We start from the raw sequence: 25,589 nt of genomic DNA, 5'->3' as shown, positions 1-25,589 counted from the left end.
CAGGCCGGTTCACCTCGCCACCGCCGCGCAGTAGCCCTCGTCGGTGGCGAGGAGGCGGCGGTGGGTGTCCTCGGCGGTGATGACGCCGTCGTCCAGGACGAGGACACGGTCGGCGGCGTCCAGCAGGGCCGGGCTGCTGGTGATGACGATGGTGGTACGGCCCCGGCGCACCTTCGCGACGTTGCGCGCGATGAGCTGCTCGGTGACCGCGTCGACGGCCGTCGTCGGGTCGTGCAGAACGAGCACTTCGGTGTCGGCGGCGAGGGCCCGGGCCAGGGACAGCCGTTGGCGCTGCCCCCCGGAGAGGTTCGCACCGCGGTCGCGGACACCGTAGTCGAGCCCCTCACGGTGGAGGGCGACCACATCGGTCAGCATGGACGCCTCGACGGCCTCCGGCACCATCCGGCTGGTGCCCGACGGGTCGATGTTCGTACGGAGGGTGCCCGCGAAGATCTCCCCGTCGTACGGGTTCACCAGCAGATACGCGCGAACCGCCTCGATCGACAGGTCCGCGAGCTCCTCCCCGCCGACCCGCACCACGCCTTCGTACGCCTCGGGCGGGACGTTCACGGCGAGGAGAGACGCCAGGTCGGCCGCCGCGCGCGGCTGGTAGGCGGCGATCGCCACGAACTCGCCCGCGGCCACCTGGAACTTCAGCCCGCGCAGGGTGCCGTACCGGACGCCGTCGATCGCGAGGTCGCCGCCCGCGGCCGGGTGCCCCGGCCCGGGGGTCGTCATCGGCGGCGCGGCCAGCACCAGCGCCATCCGCTCGGCCGACGCGCGCGCCATCATCACGTACTTCGGCATCTCCGAGAACAGCTTGAGCGGTTCCATGATGAACTGCGCCAGCCCCACGGCCATGACGAGTTCCCCGATGTTGATCCGGCCGCTCCACGCCAGCGAGCCCGCCGTCAGGGTCACGGCCGCGGCGAGGACCGCGTTGAGGGCCAGCGCGGTGCCCGCGTACACGCCGTTCACCTTGGCGACCGTGATCGCCTGGTGCTTCGCCTCCGTGCTGACCTCGCGGTAGGACCGGAACGCCGCGTGGTTGCCGCCGAAGCCGTGCAGCGGGCGCAGCCCGGTGATCAGGTCGGCGACCTTCGCGCCCGCCCGCGCCACCCGGGCCTGCTGTTCCTGGGTGCTGGAGCCGATCCGCCTGGACAGCACGCTCAAGACCGACAGGATCGCGACGGTGCCCACGATCACCAGCAGGCCGAGGCGGATGTCGGCCAGGCCCAGCGCGACCGCCGCGACCAGCACCGAGACCATGGAGCTGATCAGCAGCGGCACCACCTCGATGATGTCGGCGGTCTGGTCGGCGTCCTCGGTGGCGATGGTGAGCACCTCGCCGGACTTGAGGTCCACCTCCCTGGCCACCGGCTGGAGTCCACAGGCGGCGACCTTCACCCGCCAGTGGTGTGCCTCGGTCGTGTTGGCCTTCTGCAGGATGCGCATCCCGAACCGCCACGACAGCGACACCGTCGTGATGATCACCGCCAGCGCGGCGATCGACAGGCCGAGCGCGCCGAGGCTCCGGTCCCGCATCGTGTGCTCGACGATCAGGCCGAGCGCGATGGGGAAGGCCGTCTCACCGGCCTGGTACAGGCCCATGAGGACGGTGCCCCAGGTCATGGCGCCGATGTTGCGGCGCAACGCGGTACGGAGGATGTGGGACCCCGGTCGGGGCCGCTGCATGTCAAGAGTTGTCATGGCGGGCTCGGTCATCGAGGTGGCGGGCAATCGCTTCCGGGGTTCGCAGGGTGAACAGGTCTCGGATCGTGACCACAGGACCGTACTCGCGGCGGAGCAGGCCGATCAGCCGCACCGCCAGCATGGAGTGTCCTCCGAGGGACACGAAGTCGCTCACCGCGCTCACCTCGTCGTCGTCCAGATCCAGTGCCTCGGCGAAGAACTCGCACACCACGGTCTCGGTCTCCGTCGCGGGCCCCCGCTCCCCCGCCGTGGTCAGCGCGCCCAGCGGCTTGGCCTCCGGCAGGGCCTTGGTGTCGGCCTTCCCGTTCACCGTCAGCGGGATGCTGTCGACCTGGGCGTAGTGCGTCGGGCGCAGGAAGTCCGGCAGTCCGGCGCCCACGTCGGCGGCGACCGTTGCCAACTCGGCGTCCTCCAGCACCAGATAGGCGGCCAGCCGGTACGCCCCGTCGACCTGCGGGTCGGGCTGGGCGACCGCGGCGACGAACCGCACCGCCGGGTGTGCCGCGAACACGGCCTCGACCTCGCCCAGTTCGACCCGGTGCCCCCGGATCTTGACCTGCTGGTCGGTGCGGCCCAGGTACATCAGGTTGCCGTCGGGCCGACGGATCACCAGGTCCCCGGTGCGGTACATGCGCTCGCCGGGTGCGCCGAACGGGCACGCCACGAAGCGATGCGCGGTCTGGGCGGGCTGGCCGAGATAGCCGCGTGCGATGCCGATGCCCGCCACGTACAGCTCGCCGGGGACCCCGTCGGGCAGCGGCCGCAGCCAGGGATCCAGGACATGGACGTCGGTGTTGTCGATCGCCACGCCCACCACCGGGTCCTGGCATTCGAAGGTGCCGACGCCGAGGGTGTTGATGGTGTACTCGGTGGGTCCGTAGAGGTTGTAGCCGACCGTGCCCTCGGTCTCGGCGAGCCGCTGCCACAGGGCCGGGGTGACGGCCTCGCCGCCCAGCAGCACCAGCGCGGGCCGCCCGGCCGGGTTGTCGAGCAGGCCCTCGGCCACCAGCTGCTGTGCGTAGGTCGGGGTCACGTTGATGACGTCGATCCCGTGCTCGAGGCAGTACTCGACCAGCCGGGGCGCGTCGCGGCGCAACTCCTCGTCGCAGATGTGCACTTCGTGGCCGTCGGCGAGCCACAGCAGCTCCTCCCACGACATGTCGAAGGCGAACGACACGGTGTGCGCGATCCGGAAGATCCGGTGGCCGTGCTCGGCCAGCACCGGTTCGAAGATCCGGCGCTGGTGGTTGATCAGCATGTTGGTGAGCCCGGCGTACTCGGTCACCACGCCCTTGGGCTTCCCCGTCGATCCGGAGGTGTAGATGGTGTACGCGGGGTGGCGCAGCCGGTCCGGGTCGTCCGGTGCGAACGTCCGATACGGCTCGGCCTCGGGCAGCGGGCGGTCCAGCTCGATCAGGTCGCCGGTCAGCCGGGGCGACACGGCGCTCACGGTGAGGATCACGTCCGGGCGGGCGTCCGCGACGATCGCGGCGATCCGCTCGTCCGGATGGTCCAGCTCCAGCGGCACGTACGCGGCGCCGACGCGCAGCACGGCGAACAGCGCCACGATCGAGTCGAGGGAGCGCGGGATCGCGAGGCCCACGGTCGTCTCGGGGCCGAGGCCGCGCCGGGCGAGCACACCGGCCACGGCGCGGCTGCGGTCCCGCAGCTGGGCGAAGGTCATGGCCGAGCCGTGGGCGACGAGCGCCACCCGCCGCGGGTCGCGGTCCGCCGCCCGGTCGAACCGGTCGACCACAGTGTCCGTGCCGATGTCCGTGCGCTCGGTCGGCTCGGGATCCGGTCCGAGGCCGGGCAGCGCGCCGACCGGCCCGGTCGACCGGGCCAGGTCTTCGAGCACCCGCAGATAGTCGCCGAGGAGACGGCGGGCGTTGTCGGCGTCCTCGTCGCGGTACTCCAGCTTGACCGTGAGCCGGTCGCCGGGCGTGACGACCCAGGTGAACGGGTAGTGGGTGGAGTCGTCGGCCGTCACCGAGGTGATGCCGTGCGTGGCGTTCATCTCGGCGAACGCGTCCATGTCCAGGAAGTTCTGGAGCACGAACAGGTTGTCGAACAGGGTGTCGTGCCCGCTGGCCCGCTGGATCTCGCCGAGCCCGAGGTGCTCGTGCTCCATCGCCTCGACCCTGGCCGTCTGGATGGCCGACAGATACGCGCCGACCGTGTCGTCCGGCCGGGCCCGCGTCCACAGGGGCACGGTGTTGAGGAGCACGCCGACGATGCCGTCCAGCCCCTCGCCCTCCCGGCCGGAGACGGTCACGCCGAACACGGCGTCGCTACGGCCCGTATGGGCGCCCAGCAGGAGGCCGAACGCGCCGGTCAGCACCGAGTTCAGCGTGACACCGTGTGCCCTGGCCGCTTCCCGCAGCAGGTCCGAACGCTCGGCGGACAGCGTGTGCACGAGAGTGGCCGGGAGGCCGTCGGTGAGGGACGGCGCCGGTCCGGCGAGCAGCGTCGGGCCGGGGAGGCCGGTCAGGTGTTCCGCCCAGAAGCGCTCCGATACGGCGGAGTCCCTGGCGTCGAGCGCCCGGGCGTGGTCCTCGAAGCTCGGCGTGGCCGGGACCGGTGTGGTCGACTCGCCCGCGAGGACGGCCCGGTAGGCGGCGAACAGGTCCCGCAGCACGATCTCGCGGGACCAGCCGTCCCACAGCAGCAGGTGGTAGCTGAACAGCAGCCCGTCGCGGTCGTCGGGCAGCCGCACCACGGTCAGCCGGATCAGCGGCGGCTCCGCCGGATCGAACCCGGTGTCGCGGTCCCGGGCGCGCAGGGCGTCGACGTCCGCGTCCGTGGCGAGAGCGACCGTACGGACAGCGACCCGGCGGCCCGCCCCCAGGACCTGGACCGGGTTTCCGTCGTCGTCGGTGGCGAATCCGGCGCCCACGACCGGGTGCCGCGCGATCACCTGCGCCATCGCCTCGGCCAGCGCGTCGGTGTCCAGGCGCCGGTCGAAGGTGAACCAGCTCTGCGCCACGTAGTGTCCAGCCGAGCCCGCCAGCTGGGCCTGGAAGTACAGGCCCCGCTGGAGCGGGGTGACCGGGGCCGTGCGCTCGGCCGTCATGGCGGCGTCCGCGAGGTGTTCCAGCGCGCGCCGCCAGTGCTCGGTGATCTCGTCCGGGATGCCCTCGGCGAGGGTGAAGTCGGCGTGCAGGCTTCCCGACGCCGCGTCGGTCCAGGCGTTGACCTCGACGGCGTACGGACTGCCCTGATCGCCACCGGTGAGGCGCAGGGCCTGGGACTCACCGCCCCGGCCGAGGTAGTTGAACAGCACCTGCGGGCGGGCGCCCAGCAGCGGGGCCGTCTGCGGGTTGAGGTATCTGAGCTGCCCGTAGGCGACGTGTCCGCGCTCGTCCGGCTGGCGTTCGGCCACCTCGTACGCCGCCGCGACGGGGTCGGTGTGCGCGGTGAGCCGTACGGGCGCGATGGAGGTGAACCAGCCGACCGTGCGGGTGTAGTCGTGGTGTTCGAGCGCCGGGACCCGGCCGTGCCGCTCCAGCTCGACCGCGAGGTCGGTGGGCGAGGGCTGGATGTGGGTCAGCGCGGTGCGCAGCGCGCCGCACAGCAGCTCGGTGAGACCGACGCCGAGAGCCGCGGGCGCGGTACGCGTCACGCGGTCGCTCACCTCGGGGTCGAGCACGACAGTGGTTTCGCGCGACTCCCCGATGTCAGGCAGCAGTCCGGGGGCCTGGAGGGTGGTGACCCAGTGGCCGAGGCCGTCGATGACCTGGGCCGACTGGAGGGTCAGCGCTTCGGCGTACTCGGCGTACGACGTGGTCGGCGGCGCCAGGGCCTCCCCGCGCAGGGCGGCGGCCAGGTCGTCCAGCAGGATCAGCCAGGACACCGCGTCGACGGCGAGGTGGTGCACGGTGACCACCAGGGTCCGGCTCGCCTCCCGCCACGAGAACCCGGCCACGTCCCCCGACTCGGGATCGAGCCGCCCGGCGGCCTCGTTCGCCACGGCCGTCACGTCGGTGGTGTCCGTCGTCACGACGGTGACCTCGCGGGCGGGCTCGGTGCGCAGCGCCCACACCCCGTGCTCGACGCGCAGCCGCAGCCGGAGGGCCGGATGCGCGGCCACGACGGCGTTCACGGCGCGCCCGACGTCGGCGAATCCGGTGCCCTCGGGGGCCACCACCATTCTGGCCTGGGCGAACCGGGCGAGCGATCCGCCCAGTTCCCGCTGGCGCAGGATGATCGGTGTCGGCGTCAGCGGGCCGTCCTCGCGGCGGGCGGGCGCGAGGGCGACCCGCGGTGTGCGCGCCCCCAGGTGCTCGGCGAGTGCGCGCGGTGTCCGGAACAGGAACACGTCCCGTGGCACGATCGGCAGGCCGAGGGCCCTGGCCCGGTTGATGACGGTGATGGCGACGATGCTGTCGCCTCCGGCGCGGAAGAAGTCGGTGTCAGCGTCCACGGCGGAGCCAGGCAGGCTTTCGGCGAAGATGTCGACGAGCAGGGGCAGTGCGGCCACCGCGGCGTCTTCGTCCGCGAGTGCGTCGTGGCTGGTCGCGCCCCGCGGCGGAGCCGCATTCGGATACAGCCCCGCGCCCGTTCGGGCGCGTTCGGTCAGGGCCTTGCGGTCCAGCTTGCCGTTGACCGTCAGCGGCAGGACATCGACCGGCAGCACCCGGCCCGGCACCATGTGCACCGGCAGCTTCGCGGACAGCAGGGCGGTGACATCGGCGGGCACCCGGCCCACGACGTGCGCGACCAGGTGGTCGCCGCTGTCCGCGACGGTGACGGCCACATCGACCACCCCGTCGAGTTCCCTGAGCGCGGCCTCCACCTCGCCCAGCTCGATCCGGAAACCCTTCAGTTGCACCTGGTCGTCGGCGCGGCCGGTGAACTCCAGCTCGCCGTCGAGGGTACGGACGGCGAGGTCGCCGGTGTGGTACATGCGGGAGCCGTCGCCCGCGAACGGGTTCGCCACGAACCGGCCCGCGGTGAGTCCCGGCCTGCCCAGGTAGCCGAGCGACACCTGATCGCCCGCCACATAGATGGCGCCCACCCGGCCCGGCGGCACGGGCCGGAGGCGGTCATCCAGCAGATAGGTGACCAGGCCGGGAATCGGACCGCCGATCGGGCTGACGTCGCCGCCGGTGCGGAAGTCCTCGTCGGTCAGCACCCGGTGGGTGACATGGACGGTGGTCTCGGTGATGCCGTACATGTTGACCAGCTCCGGCGATCCGGTGCCATGCCGCTCGACCCAGCCGCGCAGCCGCCCGAGGTCCAGCGCCTCGCCGCCGAAGATGATCCGGCGCAGCGCGGGCAACGGCTCGTCGGCATGCCGGTCGGCCTCGATGAACTGGTAGAACGCCGACGGGGTCTGGTTGAGCACGGTCACTCCGCGCTCGCGGACCAGCCGGTGGAAGTCGACCGGCGAGCGGGTCAGCCCGTACTCCGGCACCAGCAGCTCGCCACCGTGCGCCAGCGCGCCCCACAGCTCCCAGACCGCGAAGTCGAAGGAGAAGGAGTGGAACTGGACCCATACGTCGTGCGGGCCGAAGTCCATGTCGGGGCGGGTGTGCGCGAGCAGCGACACCACGCTGGAGTGCGGGACGACGACGCCCTTGGGCCTGCCGGTCGATCCGGAGGTGTAGATCACGTACGCGGGGTCGTGCCAACTCGCAGTGACAAAGGGCTCGTTGGATGCAGATGGCGACTCGTCCCCCTGTACCAGCACGCGGGCCCGCACCCCCGCCCGGGCCAGCAGCCGCGTGAAGCGCTCGCGCTCTTCGCGCTCGACGAGGACGACCTGCGGAGCGGCGTCGGCGAGGATGTACTCCAGCCGTTCGTCCGGGTACGCCAGGTCCAGCGGTACGTACGCGCCGCCCGCGCTGACGATCGCGACCAGGGCGACCACCTGCTCGACGGAGCGCGGGACGGCCACGGCGACCCGCTTGCCCGGCCCGGTCCCGGCGGCGCGCAGGGCCGAGGCCAGCTCGTCCTTCGCGGCGGCCAGTTCGCCGTAGGTGAGGGAGCGGGTGCCGCCGTCGAGGCGGCACTGGGTGACGGCGGTGGCGGCCGGGTCGCGGCGCGCGGCGGCGTCGAACAGCCCGCCCAGGGTGGTCGGGGCGACCGGCGCCGCGCTCCCCCGGGCATCCTCCGGAGTCAGGGCGTCGACCGGGGCGTCCGGGCGGGTGAGCAGGCCGGTGAGGGCCCGGGTGAACGTGTGCAGGATCGCCCGGGCGGTCGCCTCCCGCAGCAGTTCGCCGTCGTAGATCAGGTTGAAGCGCGGACGGCCGTCGAGCGCGCGCTCGACCACCAGCGTCAACGGGTAGTGCGGCGCGCCCTCGTTGACCATGTCGGTGATGACCAGCGTGTCGCCGGGCCGTCGCAGCCCGTCCACGTCGGTCGCCACGTCGAACACCACCAGGGTGTCGAACAGCGTGCCCGTCGCACCGGCCTGGCGGCCGATCCTGGCCAGGGAGACATGCTGGTGCGGCAGCACCGCGCTCTGGTGTTCCCGCACCGAGGCGAGCAGATCGCGGGCCGTGGTGGCACCGGCCCACCGGGCGCGCACGGGGATCGTGTTGATGAACAGCCCCACCATGTCCTCGATGCCGGGCACGTCCGCGTCCCGCCCGGACACCGTGGAGCCGAACACCACATCATGGCCGTGCAGGATGCCGCCCAGCGTCACCGCCCAGGCGCTGTGCACGGCCACGCTCAGCGGCACACCGGCCGAGCGGACGGCCGCGTCGATGTCGTCCTCCGGCTCCACGGCGGTCTCGGCGAACCGGTCGGACGGGGTGTGGCCCTCGGCGACCAGCGAGGGGCCGGGCAGGGCGGCGAGCTGATCGCGCCACACCCGGTCGCTCTCGTCGTCGTCGCGTCTCGCGAGCCGCCGTACGTAGTCGGGGAAGCCGCCGAGCGGGTAGCCGGTCCCCGGCGTGTGGTACTCGGCCAGCAGCGCACGGAGCATCGGCGGCACCGACCAGCCGTCGGCGATGATGTGGTGCACGGTCTGCACCAGGACGTTCCGGCCGGGGCCCCCACGGATGAGGGTGCAGCGCATCAGCGGGCCGGTGGCCAGGTCGAACCCGGCGCGGCGGTCGCGCTCGGCCAGGGCGCGGATCTCGTCGTCGGTGATGCCGGGGCGGTCCAGCGTGGTGAAGGGCGCCTCCACGCCGCTCTCCAGCACCGAGACCACCCGGCCGTCGGCCAGCGCCGTGAACCGCGCGGCCAGGTTCGGGTAGAGGGTGAGCAACCGGGTGGCCGCCGCCGCGAGCCGGTCGGCGTCCACCTCGCCGTCCAGGGTGAGCAGCTGCTGCTCGACGTAGGCGCCCGCCGAGTCGTCGTCGAAGACCGAGTGGAAGTACAGGCCCTCCTGCAGCGGGGTCAACGGCAGGATGTCGCGCAGCGCCGGGCCGTCCAGGGCATCGACATCGGCCTGCGTCAGCGGCACCGGGGCGAAGTCACTGGGCGAGTGGCCGCCCCGGTCGAGCGCGGCCAGCCCGGCCAGGGCCTCCTGGTAGTACGCGCCGAGCGTCGCGATGTCCTCGTCGGTGAACATCCCGTCCGGCCAGGAGATGGCGGTGACGAGTTCGTAGGCGCCGGTCGCGGCGGGTTCGGTGATCGCGTTGAACTCCAGGGCGCGCGGCAGGCGCATCCCCGGATCGCGCTTCTCGCCCAACTGCCCGGTGGATTCCGCGAGTTGCCAGTCCCCGGACGCGCCCGCCTCGAAGCGGCCCAGGTAGTTGAACAACACCTGCGGTGCGGGCGCGTCGAAAGCGGTGTCGTGCAGATACCGCAGGGCACCGTAGGAAACGCCGTTTCCCGGCACCCGGGCGAGGTCTTCCTTGACCGCTTTGAGCGCGGTGGCCAGATACTCCGGTGCGGTGAAGTCGGCTGCCGCGCCGGGGTCCACGGTCACCGGGAACAGGGTGGTGAACCAGCCCACGGTCCGCGACAGCTCCGGCTCGAAACCGGCGGCGTCCGCCACAAACCGCCCTTCGCGGCCGTGGCCCTCCAGTTCGATGTGCGCGAACGTCTGATCCTGTCCGAGATCGCGGCGCCATCGGGCGAGGGTGACGGCGAGCGCGGTCAGCAGCACGTCGTTCACACCCGCGTGGAATTTCGCGGGAATCTCGCCCAGCAGCGCGGCCGTGACCTCGGAACCGGCCGATACGGTCCGCACCCGCTCCCGCGCGACGGTGTCGGCTACCGACAGCGCGCGCCTGCCCACGGGTGCGTCCGCTCCCGGCAGGGGACGCCGGTAGTGGGCGCGGTCCGCGTCGAACGCAGTCTGCCCCAGCAGCTGCGTCCAGCGCCGGAACGACGTGCCCACCGGGGGCAGCGCGATCGGCTCGCCCGCGGCGAACTGCCCTCCCGCCGTGACCAGGTCGTCCATCAGGACACGCCAGGACACGCCGTCGATCACCACATGGTGGACGACCACCACCAGCTGCCGCGCCTCGCGCCGCAGGACGGCACGCAGCATCACACCGCCCGCCGGGTCCAGCCCGTCGGTGGCGAGCGCGACGCACTCCTCCAGCGGCCGGTCGCTCTCCCGCCACGACGCGACCGCCCGGTCCGCCTCCGGGATGTCGAAACTCCAGCGGTCGCCGCGCACCAGCCTGGCGCGCAGCATGTCGTGCCGCCGGACCAGGGCGGTGAGGATCGCGTCGAGGGCGTCGGCGGTCAGGTCCGCCGGGGTGTTCAGCACGACCGACTGCACGAAGCCACGAATCGCGTCCGTGGTCTCGCCGAGCCACCGCACGATGGGCGATTCCACGGCGGAACCGGTCGCGACATCGCCGTGGTCCACGGTGGCGGTGTCCTCGACGGTCGCCACCGCCGCCAGCGCCCCCACGGTGCTGTTGCCGAAGATGTGCCGCGCCGTGAGGTGCAGGCCCGCGTCGCGCACCGCGCCCAGCAGCGAGATCGCCAGCAGGCTGTCCCCGCCGAGCTGGAAGAAGTCCTGGTCGACACCGACCTCGTCCAGCCGCAGCACCTTCGCGACCGCCGCGCACAGCACGCGCTCGTTCTCGGTGGCGGGCGGAAGGAGCGAGCCCCTGCCGACGACGGGTTCCGGCAGTGCGCGGCGGTCGAGCTTGCCGTTCGCGGTGAGCGGGAACTCCTTCATCACGACGAGGTGGGCGGGCACCATGTACTCCACCATGTGCGCGGCGGCCCACTCCTTGACCTCGTCCGCGCGCAGCTCCTCGCTCCCGGCGGCCGGGATCACGTACCCCACCAGATAGGTGCCGCCCGCCGCGTTCTTCTTCGCGACGACGCAGGTGTGCCGTACCCGGGGGTGCTCCGCGAGACCGACCTCGACGTCCTCGATCTCCAGCCGCATGCCGCGGATCTTGATCTGGTTGTCGGCCCGGCCGAGGAAGTCCAGCGACCCGTCCGGGGCGAACCGCGCGAGGTCACCGGTCCGGTAGAGCCGGGAGCCGTCCCCCGCGAAGGGGTTCGCCACGAACCGGGAGGCCGTGAGGCCGGGGGCGTTGATGTACCCGCGCCCGAGGAGGAACCCTCCCGCGTACAGCTCGCCGCCGACCCCGACCGGGACCGGGCGCAGTTCGTCGTCCAGCACATAGAGCTGGGTGTTGGGGTTGGCCTTGCCGATTGATGTCGACAGGCGTTCCGCCGCGCCCCGGTAGATGACGTGCGAGACGCCGATCGTCGTCTCGGCCGGGCCGTAGCCGTGGTACAGCGGGATGTCGAGCCGGGTGCGGAACCGCTCGTACAGCTCCGGGGTCAGCACCTCGCCGCCGCACCAGACGTGCCGCAGGCTGTCCAGCCGTCCGGAGTCGCCCGCGATCTCCAGCAGGACGTCCAGCATGGACGACACCAGATAGGTGAAGGTGACGCGCTGCTCGGCGATCACGCTCAGGAGATGGTGCGGGTCGCGTTCGCCACCGGGCCGCAGGACCACCAGCCTGCCGCCGCGCACCAGCGGCAGGAAGATCTCGTTGATGGAGATGTCGAAGGACAGCGGCGCCTTGAACAGGGACGCGTCGTCGTGGCCGAAGCCCAGGATCTCGTTGCTCTGCCACAGCAGGCGCTCGCTGATCGCCTCGTGCCGGATCATCGCGCCCTTCGGCCGCCCGGTGGAACCGGACGTGAAGATCACGTACGCCAGGGCGTCCCCGGGGACGGCGACCCCGGTGTCCTGCGCGGGGTACGAGCCGTAGCGCCAGTCGCCGAGGTCGACGGCCACGGCCTCCGGTTCCCCCGGAACGTGCTCGCCCGAGTCGTTGAGCTGCGCCACGACCCGGGCATCGTCGATGACGACGGCGCGGCGCGCGGCGGGCCACCGCGGATCGAGCGGAACGAACGCGCACCCCGCCTGGAGCACGCCGAGCAGCCCGATCACCATGTCGGCGCAGCGGCCGAGGGAGATACCGATGACCTGCTCGGATGTCAGCCCGCGGTCGAGCAGATGGTGCGCCAACTGGGCGGACAGTTCGGCTGCTTGGGCGTAGGTCAGCGATCGGTGCTCATCGACGATGGCGACGGCGTCCGGCCGGGTCCGCGCCTGCTCGCGGAACATCTCCACGATGGTCGGGCGGACCCGGTCGGCGTGGGTGTCGTTCCACTCGGCCAGGGTCTCCAGCCTCGCCGCCACGCTGGACGGGCCGATGGTGCCGAGGGGACGGTCCGGGAAGTCGGCCAGGTCGTCCAGCGCCAACTGAGCGTCGGCGGTGACGACGCCTTCCGGGAGGGCGATGCCGCGGTCGTCCGCGCCGACCTCCCAACCGCCCGGCCCCGCCCCGCCGTTGTCGACCCAGCCGAGGACGTCGGCGAACAGGGTGGCGGGGGTGAGGTCGATGCCGTCGGGGCTCAGGCCCGTCGCCCAGTACGACAGCCCGATGGCGCACGCTTCGGCGATGGTCCGGTCGGAGAAGTCACCGGTTCGCCGTCGTACGTCGGCAGCGCGCGTGGGAGAAAGCAGTACGCGACGAGCACTCGGTTCCATCATCGAAGACTCAGCATTCCTTCCACGTCATGAAGACCTCGCCTGACATCAGGGGGCCTGGGCTGTGCATCCGGGATGCCTAGCTGCCTTCTCGCCAGGCCCGCCACAGTCGCGCGTACCGGCCGCCCAGAGCCACCAGTTCCTCGTGCGTTCCCTGCTCGACCACGCGCCCCGCGTCCAGCACGGCGATCCGGTCGGCCGCCATCGCCTGGGTCAGCCGGTGCGCCACGAACAGCGTGGTCCGGCCCGCGCACGCGGCCAGGACGGCCCGCTCCAGTTCGGCGGCGCCCTCGCTGCCCGCCTCCGCGGTCGACTCGTCGAGCACCACCACCGGCGCCCGGCCCAGCACCAGCCGGGCCAGGGCGATCTGGGCGACCTTGGTGACGTCCAGACGCTCGCCGCCTTCGCCGACCATGGTGTTCAGCCCGTCGGGCAGCGCGTCCGCCCACTCCTCGGCGCCCACCGTGCGCAGCGCGTCCCTCAGCTCGGCGTCGGTCGCCTCCGGCGCGGCCAGCCGCAGGTCGTCGGCGAGCGGCCCGGAGAACACGTGCGTGTCCTGCGTCAGGATGCTCACCAGGGCCCGCGCCCCGGCCTCGTCCAGACCGGCGAGGTCGGTCGGCCCGATGTGCACCGACCCGGCCTGCGGGGTCCCGATGCCCGCGATCAGCGCGGCCAGAGTCGTCTTGCCCGCGCCCGTCGCGCCCACCAGCGCGAGCGAACCACCGGCCGGGATCGTCAGGCTGACGTCCTGAAGGACCGGATCCTCGGCGTCGGGATAGCGGTACGTCAGCCCCTTCACCGTCACCGGGTGCGGCGCGGCGTCCGCCGGGGCGACGGCCGCGTCGCCCACCAGCCGGTCCTCCGCGGCCTCCCCCAGCACCCCGACCAGCCGGGTCAGGCTTGCGCCCGACTTCTGCGCCTCGTCGAAGGTGAACATGATGGAGCCCAGCGGGGTGAACAGCCGGTGGAACATCAGCGGGGCCGACGACACGTCGCCGAGGGTGGCGGCGTCGGCCTCCAACAGGGCGTATCCCACGACGAGGATCAGGGTCAGCCCGATGAACTCGGCGCGGTTCTCCCTGCCGACGAACCGGCCGAAGAACCGGAACACCTCGATGCCGAAGTCGCGCACCCGCCACGACTCACGGGTGACCTCTTCCCGGAAGGCGCCCTCCAGGCGGTACGCCCGGACCGTGTCGATCCCGTTCAGGCCGCTGATCAGCGCCTGCGCCCGGTCGGCCTGGGCCACCCGCTGCTTCTGGTAGAGCGGGGCGGACCGGGGGAGGTACCAGCGCAGGGCCAGCGCGTACGCGGGCAGCGCGCCCGCGCCCGCCAGGCCGAGCCGCCAGTCCAGTCCGAACATGCCGACCGTGGCGATGAGGACCAGCACGCCCGCCGAGAACACCGTGGGGACGGCTGTCCTGATGCCCTTGGACAGGACGGCCACATCGTCGCCGACCCGGGACAGCACGTCCCCCCGGCCGACCTGCTCGATCCGTGCGCTCGGCATCCCCAGCACCGCGCGGACGGCGCCTTCCCGCAGCCGCGCGAGCAGATCCGCGCCCAGCCGCCCGATCAGATAGGTCGACACCGCGGTGGCCGCCGCGCCGAGCAGCGCGGCGGCTCCCATCAGTACCCCGATGGTGACCAGGGCCGAGCGCGGTTCGCCCTCGGCAACCCCGTCGACCACCCGGCCGAGCAGCAGCACCGGGAGCACCTGGAGCGCCGCCCCGGCCACCGTGGTGAGCACGGTGGCGGCCGTCAGCCAGGGCACCGCGCGGCAGTGCGCCGTGACCCATCGGGTGGCCACGCGTCCGGTGGCCGTGCGCAGGGTGGCCGGGGCGGCGCGCGTGTCGGTGACGCTCACACCTGACCGGCCGACTTGACGAGCTGGTCGATCGCGTACGGCAGGGACAGCAGCGTGCTCTGGGACATGGCGGCGCCGACGGCCGGGCCCTCACTGTCCAGCAGGTACGACACGTTGCCCTTCTTCACGGCGTCCAGGTTGGTGAACAGCTTGAACTTCTTCAACGCCTGCTGGTCCGCCTTGTCGTTGATGACGAAGATGCGGTCGGCGTCGACCAGGTCGACCCGCTCCGGGGAGAGGACGGTGAAGAACTTTCCGTCCGCGACCTTGTCGACCTTGGTCTGATAGGTGAAGCCGATGCCCGTCACCAGCCGTCCGCGCACATCGGTGGAGGTGAACGGCGCCACCGAGTTCTTGTACCAGGACAGTGCGACGGCGGTCTGGTCCGCGAACTTCGGATGCGCCTTCTTGGCCGCGCCGAGCTTGTCCTGAATGCCCTGCACCAGCTTGGTGCCCTCGTCCTCCTTGCCCAGCGCCTTGGCGATCTGCACGGCGTTGTCCTGCCAGGGGGCGCTGAACGGCTCCTTCTCGCCCTTGGTGCGGCCCACGGTCGGGGCGATCTTGGAGAGCTTGTCGTAGGCGGCCTTGTCGATCTCGGAGTAGACCGCCACGATCAGGTCCGGCCGCAGGGAGGCGATCTTCTCGTAGTCGGGTCCGGCGTCGCCGTTCTTCATGACGACCTCGGGCCGGGTGTCACCCCACTTGTCCTTCACCCAGGGCCACTGGGTGTTGATGTCGGGCTTCTTGCCCGCCGGGTTCGGGTACTGGTCGACCATGCCGACCGGCTTGACGCCGAGCGCCAGCATGGCCTGATCGTCCGTGTAGCCGAGGGAGACGACCCGCTTGGGCGCCTCGGCGATCTTCGTGGATCCGAACGCGTGCTCCACGGTGGCCGGGAACGCGCCGGAGGCGGCGGCCGGGGCGTCGTCGCTCGTCTCGTCCGACGAGTCGGAACCGCATCCCGCGAGGAGGCCGACGCCGAGGGCCGCGGCGGAGAGAGCCGCCGCTAACCGCCGCCAGGGCGTCATACGCGTCGTTCTATGGAGGAGCATCCGGATTCCCTTGCTGTCGCACTGTCCGCTACGCCCCAATCTCAGGGCAGGCAAACTTTATCCCGCACAAGTGAGGCTAGCCTAGCCTTACTTGGATATTTCTTGGCCGTGACCTGCCCGGGACCCGTCGGGCCGGACGTGGGTGCGGCCGATCGGCACGATCAGCGGCCGGTCCCCCACCGGGTCGTCGACGACCGCGGCGCGCAGCCCGAACGCCTCGTCGAGCAGCTCGGCGGTGATCACGTCACGCGGATGGCCCTGCGCCAGGATCGAACCCTCCCGCATCACGATGAGGTTGTCGCTGTACCGCGTGGCCAGATTGAGGTCGTGCAGCACCATGACCACGGTGCAGCCCGACTCGTGCAGGTCGTCCACCAGGTCGAGCACGTCGATCGCGTGCGCCAGATCCAGGTACGTGGTCGGCTCGTCGAGGAGCAGCAGATCGGTGCCCTGGGCCAGGGTCATCGAGATCCATACGCGCTGACGCTGCCCACCGGACAGCGAGTCGACCGGGCGGTCGGCCAGATCCGCCACCCCGGTCATGGCCAGCGCGCGCTCCACGACACCGGCGTCGTCGGACGACCACTGCCGCAGCCAGCTCTGGTGCGGATGGCGGCCCCTGGCGACCAGGTCGGACACCGTCAGCCCCTCCGGCGCGACCGGCGCCTGCGGCAGCAGACCCAGCTTCTTCGCCACGTCCCTGGTCCTGAGCTTGTCGATGTCCTCACCGTCCAGCACGACGGTCCCCCTGGCCGGCTTGAGCAGCCGGGTCAGGGTGCGCAGCAGCGTGGACTTCCCACAGCCGTTGGGACCGATGATCGTGGTGATCACGCCCGGCGGGATCGCCACGTCCAGGCCGTCGATGACGTTCCGTCCGCCGTACCCGACCGTGATGCCCCTGGCCGCCAGCCGGGCGACGCCATGGTGCCCGGACTCGCTCTCGGTGCCGGTCTCGGTGTCGGTCTCCGTGACGCACTCGGTGCTCACACGTCCCCCTGTATTCAGGATTGCCCAATGTCTTGCCATCTACCTGAGGTTCGCCCGCACCAGCAGATAGACGAGGAAGGGGCCGCCGATCGCGGCGGTGACCACGCCGACCGGGAGCGCGATCGGCAGTGCCGTGCGCGCGACCAGATCCGCACCGATCAGCAGCAGCGCGCCCACCAGGCCAGAGGCCGCCATCGGCGGCGTCGGGCACCTGCCCAGACGCATCGCCACCTGCGGCGCCACCAGGGCGACGAACAGTACGGGGCCCGCCACGCTGACCGCCACACCGGCCAGCAGCACCGCGCACAGCAGCATGACGGCCCGCACCGCCGAGTACCGGACGCCCAGGCCCGCGGCGACCTCGTCGCCCAAGTGCAGCGGCTTGAACTGGAACGCGGCACAGGCCACGACGACCAGCAGGACGAGCGTGCACCACACGCCCATCCGGACCTCGCCCCACGACCGGTTGTCCAGCGAGCCGACCAGCCACGCCTGGGCCTGCGCCACGTCCTTGATGTCGGCCGTGACCAGCAGCCATGTCGTGATCGCCTCCATCACGGCGCTCACCGAGATGCCGATGAGGATGAGCCGGAAGCCGTCGATGCCGCGCCGCCACGCCAGGAAGTACACCAGCAGCCCCGTGCCGAGGCCGCCCGCGAGCGCCGCCACGGACAGGCCCACGGCATCGGTGACCGCCGCGGCCGCCCCGCCCGACACCGTCACCAGGAACACCGAGACCGCTCCGGCGCCCCCGGTGATCCCCAGGATGTCCGGGCTGGCCAGCGGATTGCGCGCCACCGACTGCGTAATCGCCCCGGACACCCCCAGCGCGATCCCCACGACGAGCCCGGCCAGGGCGCGCGGCAGCCGCAGGTCCATGATCACGAACTGGTCGACCCGCTCACCCCCGCCGAGGATCGTGGCGATCACCCGGGACAGGCCGATGGGGAACTCCCCGACGCCGATGGACAGGCAGAACACCAGGAAGGTCGCCGCCGCGAGCAGCAGCGTGACGCATACGAGCCACGGCCGCCACACGAACGACACCTGGCCGAGCCGCACGCCCGGCGCGACCACCGGTCGCTTCATCTCTGTTCCGCTCATGTGTCCTTGAACTTTCCGCGCCACACCAGTGCCGCGAAGAACGGGGCGCCCAGCAGCGCCACGACCACACCCGCGTCCAACTCCCCCGGCCGCACCACCAAACGGCCCACGATGTCGCAGACCAGGAGGACGACGGCGCCGAGGAGCGCCGCGTACGGCACCAGCCAGCGATAGTCCGGCCCGGTCAGATACCGGGCCACATGAGCCACCATGAGCCCGAGGAACGCGATGGGGCCGCACGCCGCCGTCGCCGCGCCCGCCAGCAGGGTGATGGCGACGATGCCGAGGGTCCGGTTCAGCGCGATGTTCACGCCCAGCCCCCGCGCCACGTCGTCCCCCAGGCTGAGCAGGTTGAGGGCGGGCAGCGTGATCAGGGCCAGCACCAGCCCGACCGCGATGAACGCGGCCACCGGCCAGATGACGTCGAATCCGACACCGGCCACGGAGCCCGCGTTCCAGAACCGCAGCGCGTTCAGCGACTTCTGGTCCGACAGCGCGACCGCCGTGGTCATCGCCGCCAGGAACACCGTGATCCCCTGACCGGCCAGGGCGAGCGTCAACGGATTGCCCGCGCCCCGGCCGATGCTCGCCAGCCCGAACACCACGACCCCGGCGACCGCCGCCCCCAGGAAGGCGAACCAGACGTACTGGAACGGATCGGCGAACCCGAACACGGCGATCACCGACACCACGGCGAACGAGGCGCCGGCGTTCACCCCCAGCAGGCCCGTGTCGGCGATCGGGTTCCGCGTGTACCCCTGGATCAGTGCCCCGCCGACCCCCAGGGCGATGCCCGCCACGATGGCGAGCACCGTCCGGGGCACCCGCACGGTCCGCACGATGAGCCTGATCTCGGTGAGCCGCTGGTCGGCGTCCGGCCCGGCGAACAGCCCGTGCCACACCTCGGCGGGGCTCAACGCGCGCGCACCGACGGCCAACGACACCGCCCCCATGGCCACAAGGACCACCACGAGCGCGCCCAGCCCCACACCCCGCCGCCGACGGGCCTCCGTCACGCCCCCGGATACGGGGCGCTCGATCGCAGTTGTGCCCATGTCTCCGTACGTCATCCCTACCGCGCGGTGCTGCCGACTCCGTCGGCGACCGGCCGGGTCTCGCCGGAGGCGGACGTGCCGCCCCGGTCGAGGAGCGAGTCCAGGATCTCGCCGACTCTGATCGCGGTGTTGGACAGCAGGGACGAGGTGATGCCGTGCGTGTGCTCCGTGCCGCCCTGCAGATAGATGCCACAGCGCAGACCGGGATCCGTCGCGATGCGGTAGTCGCGCTCGACGCGGACCCGGCCCTCGTCGTCGCGGAGGCAGCTGTCGGCGACCTCGCCCAGGAGGTCGATGGGGTCGACCGGGCTGTAGCCGGTGGCGAACACCACGACGTCCGCGTCGAGCAGCGTCTCCTCGCCCGTGACGAGGGACTTCACGGTGGCCCGGACCTGGGCGGGGGTCTCCTTGACGTCGGTGAGCCGGGAGACGTTGAGGAAACGCAGCCGCTCGGCGCCCAGGACCTTCTCCCGGTAGCTCTGCCGGTACAGGTCGTCGATCAGGTCGATGTCCACCACGGAGTAGTTGGTGTTGCCGTGGTAGTCCATCAGCTGCCGCTTGACGTGCTCGGGCGCGGCGAAGTAGTCGTCCACCGCCTCGGGATCGAAGATCCGGTTGGCGAAACCGCTGTCGTCGGCGGGGCTGTAGCCGTAGCGGGAGAACACCGCGCACACCTCGGCCTCGGGGAAGCGGCGGTGCAGGTAGGCGACGTTCTCGGCGGCGCTCTGGCCGGCGCCCACGACGATGAACCGGGAGGGCGAGGTGCCCTCCAGCCCGTCGGCCTTCGCGAGCAGTTCGGATGTGTGCCAGACGCGGTCGCCGCGCTCCACGCCCTCCGGCATGAGGGGACGCAGCCCGGTGCCGATGACGAGGTTGCGGGCCCGGTGGACCTCCAGCCCCTCCCCCGACCGGACCGTCACGTCCACGTACTCCACGGCCCCGTCACGGAAGACGGGCACGACGCCGACGACCTCGTGGCCGTACGAGACCATGCCGTCGACCTTGGCCGCGGCCCACTCGAGGTAGTCGTGGAACTCCACCCGCAGCGGGAAGAGGTTCTTGTGGTTGATGAAGTCGATCAGCCGCCCCTTGCTCTGCAGATAGCAGAGGAAGCTGAACTCGCTGGCCGGGTTCCGCAGCGTCACCAGGTCCTTGAGAAAGGACACCTGCATGGTCGCGTCGTCGATCAGCATGCCCCGGTGCCAGCCGAAGCGCGGCTGCTGCTCGAAGAAGTGGGCGCTGATCGCCTCGTATCCGCCGACCGTTGCGTTGTGCTCGCTGAGTGCGATCGCCATGGCCACATTGGACGGCCCGAAGCCGATGCCTATGAGGTCGTGGACCGGTAAATCGCGGACCGGCAATGCGTCACCAGGAAGAACCCGTGACATGTCACTCCCATCGTGCGGGGCAATCGCCTGTCAGGCGTGCGGAAGGTGCAAAGGGTGGGCACGCCGACAAAGCGACACGCCAACAACTTAGGCGAGCCTAAGCTAAACCCGTGGGGCTGTCGATAGGTCACCGACGGGGATTTGGGCGCCGGGCGCGCCAACTGAAGGGACAGAGGGGCCCGTTGCGAAATAAGGTAAGCCTTGCTTTACTTTCCCAGGTCAACCCCTGCTTCGAGGAGGAACCCCATGCGGGTCGTCATGTTCGGTTACCAGACCTGGGGGCACCGCACCCTGCAAGCCCTCCTGGACTCCGAACACGACGTCTTACTGGTGGTCACGCACCCCAAGAGCGAGCACGCGTACGAGAAGATCTGGAGCGACTCGGTCGCCGACCTCGCCGAGGAGCACGGCGTCCCGGTGCTGATCCGCAACCGCCCCGACGACGACGAGTTGTTCGAGCGCCTCAAGGAGGCCGACCCGGACATCATCGTGGCGAACAACTGGCGGACCTGGATCCCTCCGCGCATCTTCGACCTGCCGCGCCGGGGCACGCTGAACGTCCATGACTCGCTGCTGCCGAAGTACGCCGGGTTCTCCCCGCTGATCTGGGCCCTGATCAACGGCGAGTCCGAAGTGGGCGTCACCGCGCACATGATGAACGACGAGCTGGACGCCGGGGACATCGTCCGACAGGAGGCGGTCCCGGTCGGGCCGACGGACACCGCCACCGACCTCTTCCACAAGACCGTCGGCCTCATCGCCCCGGTCACGGTCGGCGCGCTCGGCCTCATCGCCTCCGGGCAGACCGAGTTCACCAAGCAGGACCGGTCACAGGCGACCTTCTTCCACAAGCGGTCCGTCGAGGACATCCGCATCGACTGGACCTGGCCCGCGGAGGACCTCGAACGCCTGGTCCGCGCCCAGTCCGAGCCGTACCCCAGCACCTACGCCTTCCACAAGGGCAAGCGCCTCGAAATCCTGGCCGCGGTCGTGTCCCAGGGCCGGTACGGCGGCACTCCCGGCCGCATCTTCTACCGCGAGGGCGACGGCGTGGTGATCGTCGCCGGAGCCGACGCCCGCACCGGCCGCAATCGCGGCCTGGCCATCACGCGCGTACGGACCGAGGAAGGCCACGAGATGGCTGCCACCGAGTACTTCACCTCCATGGGCGGCTACCTCACCAGCCGTCCCTGAGTCCGGGCGCTTCGGGAGGGGTCCCGGGACCTCCGGGTTAGAAACTCCGGGCAGCATCCCCTCGACAACCGGAGGTCCAACTGATGAGTACGGGCATGCGGCGGCGCGCCGCGACCACGGCCGCGACGCTGACCATGGCGGGCACACTGGGATTCGGCCTGCTGACGCCGATGGCATACGGGGCCGGTCACGGGCCGTGCTACGACGGGCGGTGCACCCTCACCGTCTCCAAGCCCCGGACCATCCAGGTCAACAGCCGCACGTTCGGGTTCGGGAAGCTGAAGGTCACGCACATCAGCTCCCGGACCGTGAAGTTCTCGGCCACCAGCGGCGGAACGCGCCTGGGCGGCAGCACCAGTCCGGGTGGCACCGTCAAGCTCAACAACCTGAAGATCTGGGTGAAGTCGGTCTCCGGGAGCAAGGCGAAGCTCAGCCTGTCCCGCGCCCGGTAACAGGTCCCCGGCACGCCGTGGCCCCGTACCCGCGTCTGCGGATACGGGGCCACGGTGCCGCCGGGGTGGATCAGAGGTCGGCCGCGGCGCCGCGCAGGTTCTTGGCGGCGAGGGCGAGCCCCTCGGTCTGGGAGTAGGCGGCGTCCTCGTGCTCGATGTTCACGGCCATGTCCGGGTCGACCTCCGCGAGGGCGCGCAGGAACTCGGTCCAGTAGGCGGTGTCGTGTCCGACGCCGACGGCGACGAACTTCCACGCCGGGTCCTTGGGCCAGGCGTTGCACCAGAAGCCGTAGCCGGTGGGCACCTTGCCGGAGGCGTCGGCGGGCACCCGGGTGAACGACGAGTCCAGAACGCCGCGGATGTCGGCGCCGGGGCAGAGCATCGCGTCCTTCGCCGCGGCGTGGAACACCAGCGGGCCGAGCCACTTGATGGAGGCCACGATGTCCATGCCCTGCCACATCAGATGCGAGGGGTCCATCTCCGCGCCGACGTTGGTGGCGCCGGTCTCGTCGACCAGCCGCTTCAGGGTGACCGGGGAGAACACCAGGTTGTGCGGGTGCATCTCGACGGCGACCCGGACGTCGTTCTCCCGGGCCAGCGCGTCGATCTCCTTCCAGAACTCGACGGCCAGGCCCCACTGGTAGTCCAGGACGTCCATGTAGACGCCGTCCCACGGGTTCACGACCCAGGAGGGGTACTTGGCGTCGGGGTCGGAGCCCGGGGTGCCGGACATGGTCACCACGTGCTTCACACCGAGCAGGCCCGCGAGCCGGATGGTGCGGCGCAGGTCGTCGGCGTGTTTCGGGCCGACGCCGGGCAGCGGGTTGAGCGGGTTGCCGTTGCAGTTGAGGCCGGTCAGCTCCATCCCGCGGTCGGCGAAGGTCGCCAGGTACTCCTCCCGCGCGGTGGCCGAGGACAGCAGCAGGTCCACCGGGCAGTGCGGGGCGGGGATGAAGCCACCGGTGTTGACCTCCACGGAGGTCAGCCCGTTCTCCTTGAGGATGTCGAGGGCCTCGGTGAGCGTGCGGTCGTGCAGACAGGCGGTGTAGGCGCCGAGCTTGAGAGCCATGGGTATCTCCTTCGTATGGGGGTGGTCAGGAGGTGGCCGGGATGGTGACGGCGGCACCGCCGTTGTGGGAGGACTCGACGATGGCCCGGATGATCTCCATGGTCCGCAGCCCGTCGGCGAAGGTGGCGCAGGCGGGCAGCGGGTCGGCGACGCCCGCGACCTGGTCGAGGAAGGCCCGCGCCTGGTAGGTGAACATCTCGGCGTTGCCGCCACCCACGCCCGGCGCCTCCATCGGGTAGCCGCCCTTGAAGTACGGCATCTGCGGACCGGCGATGATGTGGCGCGCGCCGCGGGTACGGGCGTCCGGCTGGGCGTCGTCGAAGAGGTACTCGGCGGGCCGGTGCTGGTCGAACGCCGCCCGGCCGCCCAGCCCCACGATGTCGAAGCCGAGCCCGTTGGGCAGGCCGAAGGCGGTGCGGGACACCGAGAAGGTGCCCACGAGACCGGACTCGAAGCGCGCGGTGAAGGACGCGGTGTCCTCGTTCTCGACCTCGCCGAACTCATCCGAGACGGGGGCGGCGTTGTGCCCGACGACCGCGCCCAGCGGCAGCGGGCGCTTGGGGATCTGCGTCGACAGGGCGGCGCCGGAGACCGCGGTGATGGGACCGGCGATGTACTCGGCGGTGTCGATCACGTGCGCGCCGACGTCCCCGAGCGCGCCGGCACCGGGACCGCCCTTGAAGCGCCAGCTCAGCGGCCCGTTCGGGTCGGTGGCGTAGTCGCACCAGTAGCGGCCGCTGAACAGCGTGAGGTCGCCGAGCTCACCGCGCTGGACGTGGTCGCGGACCGCGGAGATGGCGGGAGAGCGCCGGAAGGTGTACCCGACGGCCGTCACGACGTCGGCGGTGCGCTCCAGCTCGGCCATCGCGCGGGCGTCGTCGAGCGATCCGGCCAGGGGCTTCTCGCAGAGCACATGCTTGCCCGCGGCGACCAGGGCCTCGGCGATCGGGCGGTGCAGATCGTTGCCGACGACGATGCTGACGGCGTCGATCGTCGGATCCTCCGCCACCGCCTCCCAGCTGGGGAGCGCCTTCTCGTACCCGTACCGGCGGGCGGCGTCCTCGCCGAGCTCGACGTTGGCGTCGGCTATGGCGGCCAGGCGGACCGGCGGCAGGCCGGCCGCGAAGACCGTGTTGACGTTGCGGTAACCGGCGGCGTGGGTGCGGCCGGCCATGCCGGCTCCGATTACCGCGACGGAAAGGGGCTTGCCGGACGTGGCCATGGATGTGCCTTTCAGCATGTGGGGGTGGTCAGGTCGACGTGAAATGGATGGTCAGGCGGCGGACTGGCCGCGGAAGTGGGCCTCGATGGCTTCCATCGAGCGGCCTCGCGTCTCGGGGACGGTACGGAGGTAGTAGAAGATGGTGGCGACGTTGACCGCCGCGAAGAGCAGGAACGTGGCACCGCCGACCGCGGAGATCAGTGGCGGGAAGACCAGGGTCACCACGAAGTTGGCCGTCCAGGTGCCGAACACGGCCATGCCCATCGCGAAACCGCGCAGGCGGAGGGGGAAGATCTCGGAAAGCATCAGCCAGAAGACGGTCGCGACACAACCCTGCATGAACAGCAGGAACATCAGCATGGACGCCAGGACGAGGTAGCTGCGTACGGCCGTCTCGGGAAGTACCAGGAAGCAGAAGGCGATCAGGAGCAGCGACACGGTGACGCCGATCTGTCCCGTCAGCAGCATCGGGCGTCGCCCGTACCGGCCCAGCAGCCACATGCCGGTGGAGACGGCGAGCACCGCGACGACACCGTTGGCGATGGTGGCGGTCAGCGCGGCCTGGGTGCCGAGTCCGGTGTCCAGCAGGATCGTGGGCGCGAAGTACATGATCGAGTTGACGCCGGTGAGCTGGGTCAGCGTGGCGAGCGCGAAGCCGAACACCACCAGGCGCCGCACCCACGGTGTGCGCAGGTCGCCCCAGCTTGCCCGCGGTTCGTCGGCGTCGGCCATGACCCGCTGCTTGATCTCGGCGAACTCCGGCTCGACCACCTCCGGGTCGCGGATGAGGCCGAGGGTGCGGACCGCGTCGTCGAACCGGCCGCGGGAGGCGAGCCAGCGCGGCGACTCGGGCACGAACAGCATGCCGATCCACAGCAGCACGGCCGGGATGGTGGCCAGGGCGAGCATCCAGCGCCAGACGCCGCTTTCGCCCATGGTCTTCGCGATGACCGCGTTCGAGGTGTAGGCCAGGAGCTGGCCGGTCACGATCATCAGCTCGTTCTGGGTCACCAGGCGGCCGCGGTGTGCGGCGGGGGCCAGCTCGGCGATGAAGACGGGCACGGTGGCGGACGCGCCGCCGACGGCGAGCCCGAGCAGGATCCGGAACAGCACCATCACCACGAGGTCCGGCGCGAGCGCGGTCCCCAGGGCGCCGATGAAGAACAGCACGGCGAGGCCGAGGATGGCCCGCTTGCGCCCGTACCGGTCGGAGAGGCGTCCGCCGTACAGGGCGCCGAAGGCGGCACCCGCCACGAGGGAGGACGCGACGATCCCTTCGGTCAGGGGCGTGAGTCCGAGCCCGCCCTGGTCGGCCGAGAGGGCCATGAAGGGGAGCGCGCCGGAGATGACACCGGTGTCGTAGCCGAAGAGAAGTCCGCCGAAGGTGGCGATGATGGTGATGACGCGCAGTCGCCGGTAGACCTCGGGCGAGGCATGGTCCGTGACTGCGTCGCTCTGTGTGGGGGCCTGGGGCGTGTCGTCCCTGACATCCATGGCCACCTCCTACGGGTTGGTGTGCGGGTGTGGGAAACCAGTCGGGTCCGGGT

The 25,589-nt window shown here is 71.3% G+C and carries 13 protein-coding genes; 2 read left to right on the top strand and 11 right to left on the bottom strand.

From position 1 onward, the window contains the following. Positions 1-9 precede the first annotated feature (9 nt). The 8 genes from ACZ59A_RS25975 to ACZ59A_RS25940 form a co-directional block, all read right to left on the bottom strand. The gene (locus ACZ59A_RS25975) at positions 10-1,710 is read right to left on the bottom strand and encodes an ABC transporter ATP-binding protein (RefSeq protein ID WP_470962725.1); all 1,701 of its coding nucleotides are present in this window, start codon (positions 1,708-1,710) and stop codon (positions 10-12) included. Next, positions 1,697-12,655, bottom strand: a complete 10,959-nt coding sequence (locus ACZ59A_RS25970) for an amino acid adenylation domain-containing protein (RefSeq protein WP_470962722.1) — start codon at positions 12,653-12,655, stop codon at positions 1,697-1,699. Before ACZ59A_RS25970 ends, ACZ59A_RS25975 begins: the two co-directional genes overlap by 14 nt. Before the next feature lie 76 nt (positions 12,656-12,731). Then, on the bottom strand, positions 12,732-14,519 hold the full coding sequence (locus ACZ59A_RS25965; protein WP_470962719.1) for an ABC transporter ATP-binding protein: 1,788 nt from the start codon (positions 14,517-14,519) through the stop codon (positions 12,732-12,734). Next, a complete protein-coding gene (locus ACZ59A_RS25960; RefSeq protein ID WP_470962716.1) occupies positions 14,516-15,571 on the bottom strand; it encodes an iron-siderophore ABC transporter substrate-binding protein in 1,056 nt (351 codons plus the stop codon). The genes ACZ59A_RS25965 and ACZ59A_RS25960 overlap by 4 nt, the downstream gene beginning before the upstream one ends. 87 nt (positions 15,572-15,658) lie before the next feature. After that, positions 15,659-16,558 (bottom strand): ABC transporter ATP-binding protein, encoded by a 900-nt coding sequence (locus tag ACZ59A_RS25955; RefSeq protein WP_470962713.1) that lies wholly within the window; start codon positions 16,556-16,558, stop codon positions 15,659-15,661. Positions 16,559-16,597: 39 nt separating this feature from the next. Beyond that, positions 16,598-17,662, bottom strand: coding sequence for a FecCD family ABC transporter permease (locus ACZ59A_RS25950; protein WP_470962710.1), 1,065 nt, complete (start codon positions 17,660-17,662; stop codon positions 16,598-16,600). Then, the gene (locus tag ACZ59A_RS25945) at positions 17,659-18,717 is read right to left on the bottom strand and encodes a FecCD family ABC transporter permease (protein ID WP_470962707.1); all 1,059 of its coding nucleotides are present in this window, start codon (positions 18,715-18,717) and stop codon (positions 17,659-17,661) included. The genes ACZ59A_RS25950 and ACZ59A_RS25945 overlap by 4 nt, the downstream gene beginning before the upstream one ends. Positions 18,718-18,734: 17 nt before the next feature. Then, on the bottom strand, positions 18,735-20,105 hold the full coding sequence (locus ACZ59A_RS25940) for a lysine N(6)-hydroxylase/L-ornithine N(5)-oxygenase family protein (RefSeq protein ID WP_470962704.1): 1,371 nt from the start codon (positions 20,103-20,105) through the stop codon (positions 18,735-18,737). Positions 20,106-20,351: 246 nt separating this feature from the next. On the opposite strand from ACZ59A_RS25940, the gene ACZ59A_RS25935 reads away from it, so the two are divergent. After that, entirely contained in the window at positions 20,352-21,299 is a 948-nt protein-coding gene (locus tag ACZ59A_RS25935; protein WP_470962701.1) for a methionyl-tRNA formyltransferase, read from the top strand. 83 nt (positions 21,300-21,382) lie between these two features. Continuing rightward, positions 21,383-21,751 (top strand): hypothetical protein, encoded by a 369-nt coding sequence (locus tag ACZ59A_RS25930; RefSeq protein ID WP_470962698.1) that lies wholly within the window; start codon positions 21,383-21,385, stop codon positions 21,749-21,751. A 70-nt stretch (positions 21,752-21,821) separates the two neighbouring features. Here ACZ59A_RS25930 and ACZ59A_RS25925 read toward each other — a convergent pair whose 3' ends face one another. From ACZ59A_RS25925 to ACZ59A_RS25915, 3 genes are read right to left on the bottom strand one after another with little or no spacing between them, the layout of a single operon-like run. Next, positions 21,822-22,820, bottom strand: coding sequence for a sugar phosphate isomerase/epimerase family protein (locus tag ACZ59A_RS25925; RefSeq protein ID WP_470962695.1), 999 nt, complete (start codon positions 22,818-22,820; stop codon positions 21,822-21,824). 25 nt (positions 22,821-22,845) lie between these two features. Next, entirely contained in the window at positions 22,846-24,042 is a 1,197-nt protein-coding gene (locus ACZ59A_RS25920) for a Gfo/Idh/MocA family protein (RefSeq protein WP_470963149.1), read from the bottom strand. Between the two features lie 51 nt (positions 24,043-24,093). Then, positions 24,094-25,536: a sugar porter family MFS transporter gene (locus ACZ59A_RS25915; RefSeq protein ID WP_470962692.1), complete on the bottom strand. Its 1,443-nt coding sequence runs from the start codon at positions 25,534-25,536 to the stop codon at positions 24,094-24,096. Positions 25,537-25,589: the final 53 nt, after the last annotated feature.

It is taken from the genome of Streptomyces sp. NPDC040405 (assembly GCF_055595765.1).
The sequence above is the reverse complement of the archived record's forward strand: the minus strand, read 5'-3'. Positions and strand labels throughout refer to the sequence as shown.

Coding starts and splice junctions, on each gene's coding strand:
- ACZ59A_RS25975 (WP_470962725.1), bottom strand. CDS start 1,710: ATGACAACTCTTGACATGCAGCGGCCCCGACCGGGGTCCCACATCCTC.
- ACZ59A_RS25930 (WP_470962698.1), top strand. CDS start 21,383: ATGAGTACGGGCATGCGGCGGCGCGCCGCGACCACGGCCGCGACGCTG.
- ACZ59A_RS25940 (WP_470962704.1), bottom strand. CDS start 20,105: ATGTCACGGGTTCTTCCTGGTGACGCATTGCCGGTCCGCGATTTACCG.
- ACZ59A_RS25920 (WP_470963149.1), bottom strand. CDS start 24,042: ATGGCCACGTCCGGCAAGCCCCTTTCCGTCGCGGTAATCGGAGCCGGC.
- ACZ59A_RS25925 (WP_470962695.1), bottom strand. CDS start 22,820: ATGGCTCTCAAGCTCGGCGCCTACACCGCCTGTCTGCACGACCGCACG.
- ACZ59A_RS25915 (WP_470962692.1), bottom strand. CDS start 25,536: ATGGATGTCAGGGACGACACGCCCCAGGCCCCCACACAGAGCGACGCA.
- ACZ59A_RS25935 (WP_470962701.1), top strand. CDS start 20,352: ATGCGGGTCGTCATGTTCGGTTACCAGACCTGGGGGCACCGCACCCTG.
- ACZ59A_RS25945 (WP_470962707.1), bottom strand. CDS start 18,717: ATGGGCACAACTGCGATCGAGCGCCCCGTATCCGGGGGCGTGACGGAG.
- ACZ59A_RS25950 (WP_470962710.1), bottom strand. CDS start 17,662: ATGAGCGGAACAGAGATGAAGCGACCGGTGGTCGCGCCGGGCGTGCGG.
- ACZ59A_RS25960 (WP_470962716.1), bottom strand. CDS start 15,571: ATGCTCCTCCATAGAACGACGCGTATGACGCCCTGGCGGCGGTTAGCG.
- ACZ59A_RS25970 (WP_470962722.1), bottom strand. CDS start 12,655: ATGATGGAACCGAGTGCTCGTCGCGTACTGCTTTCTCCCACGCGCGCT.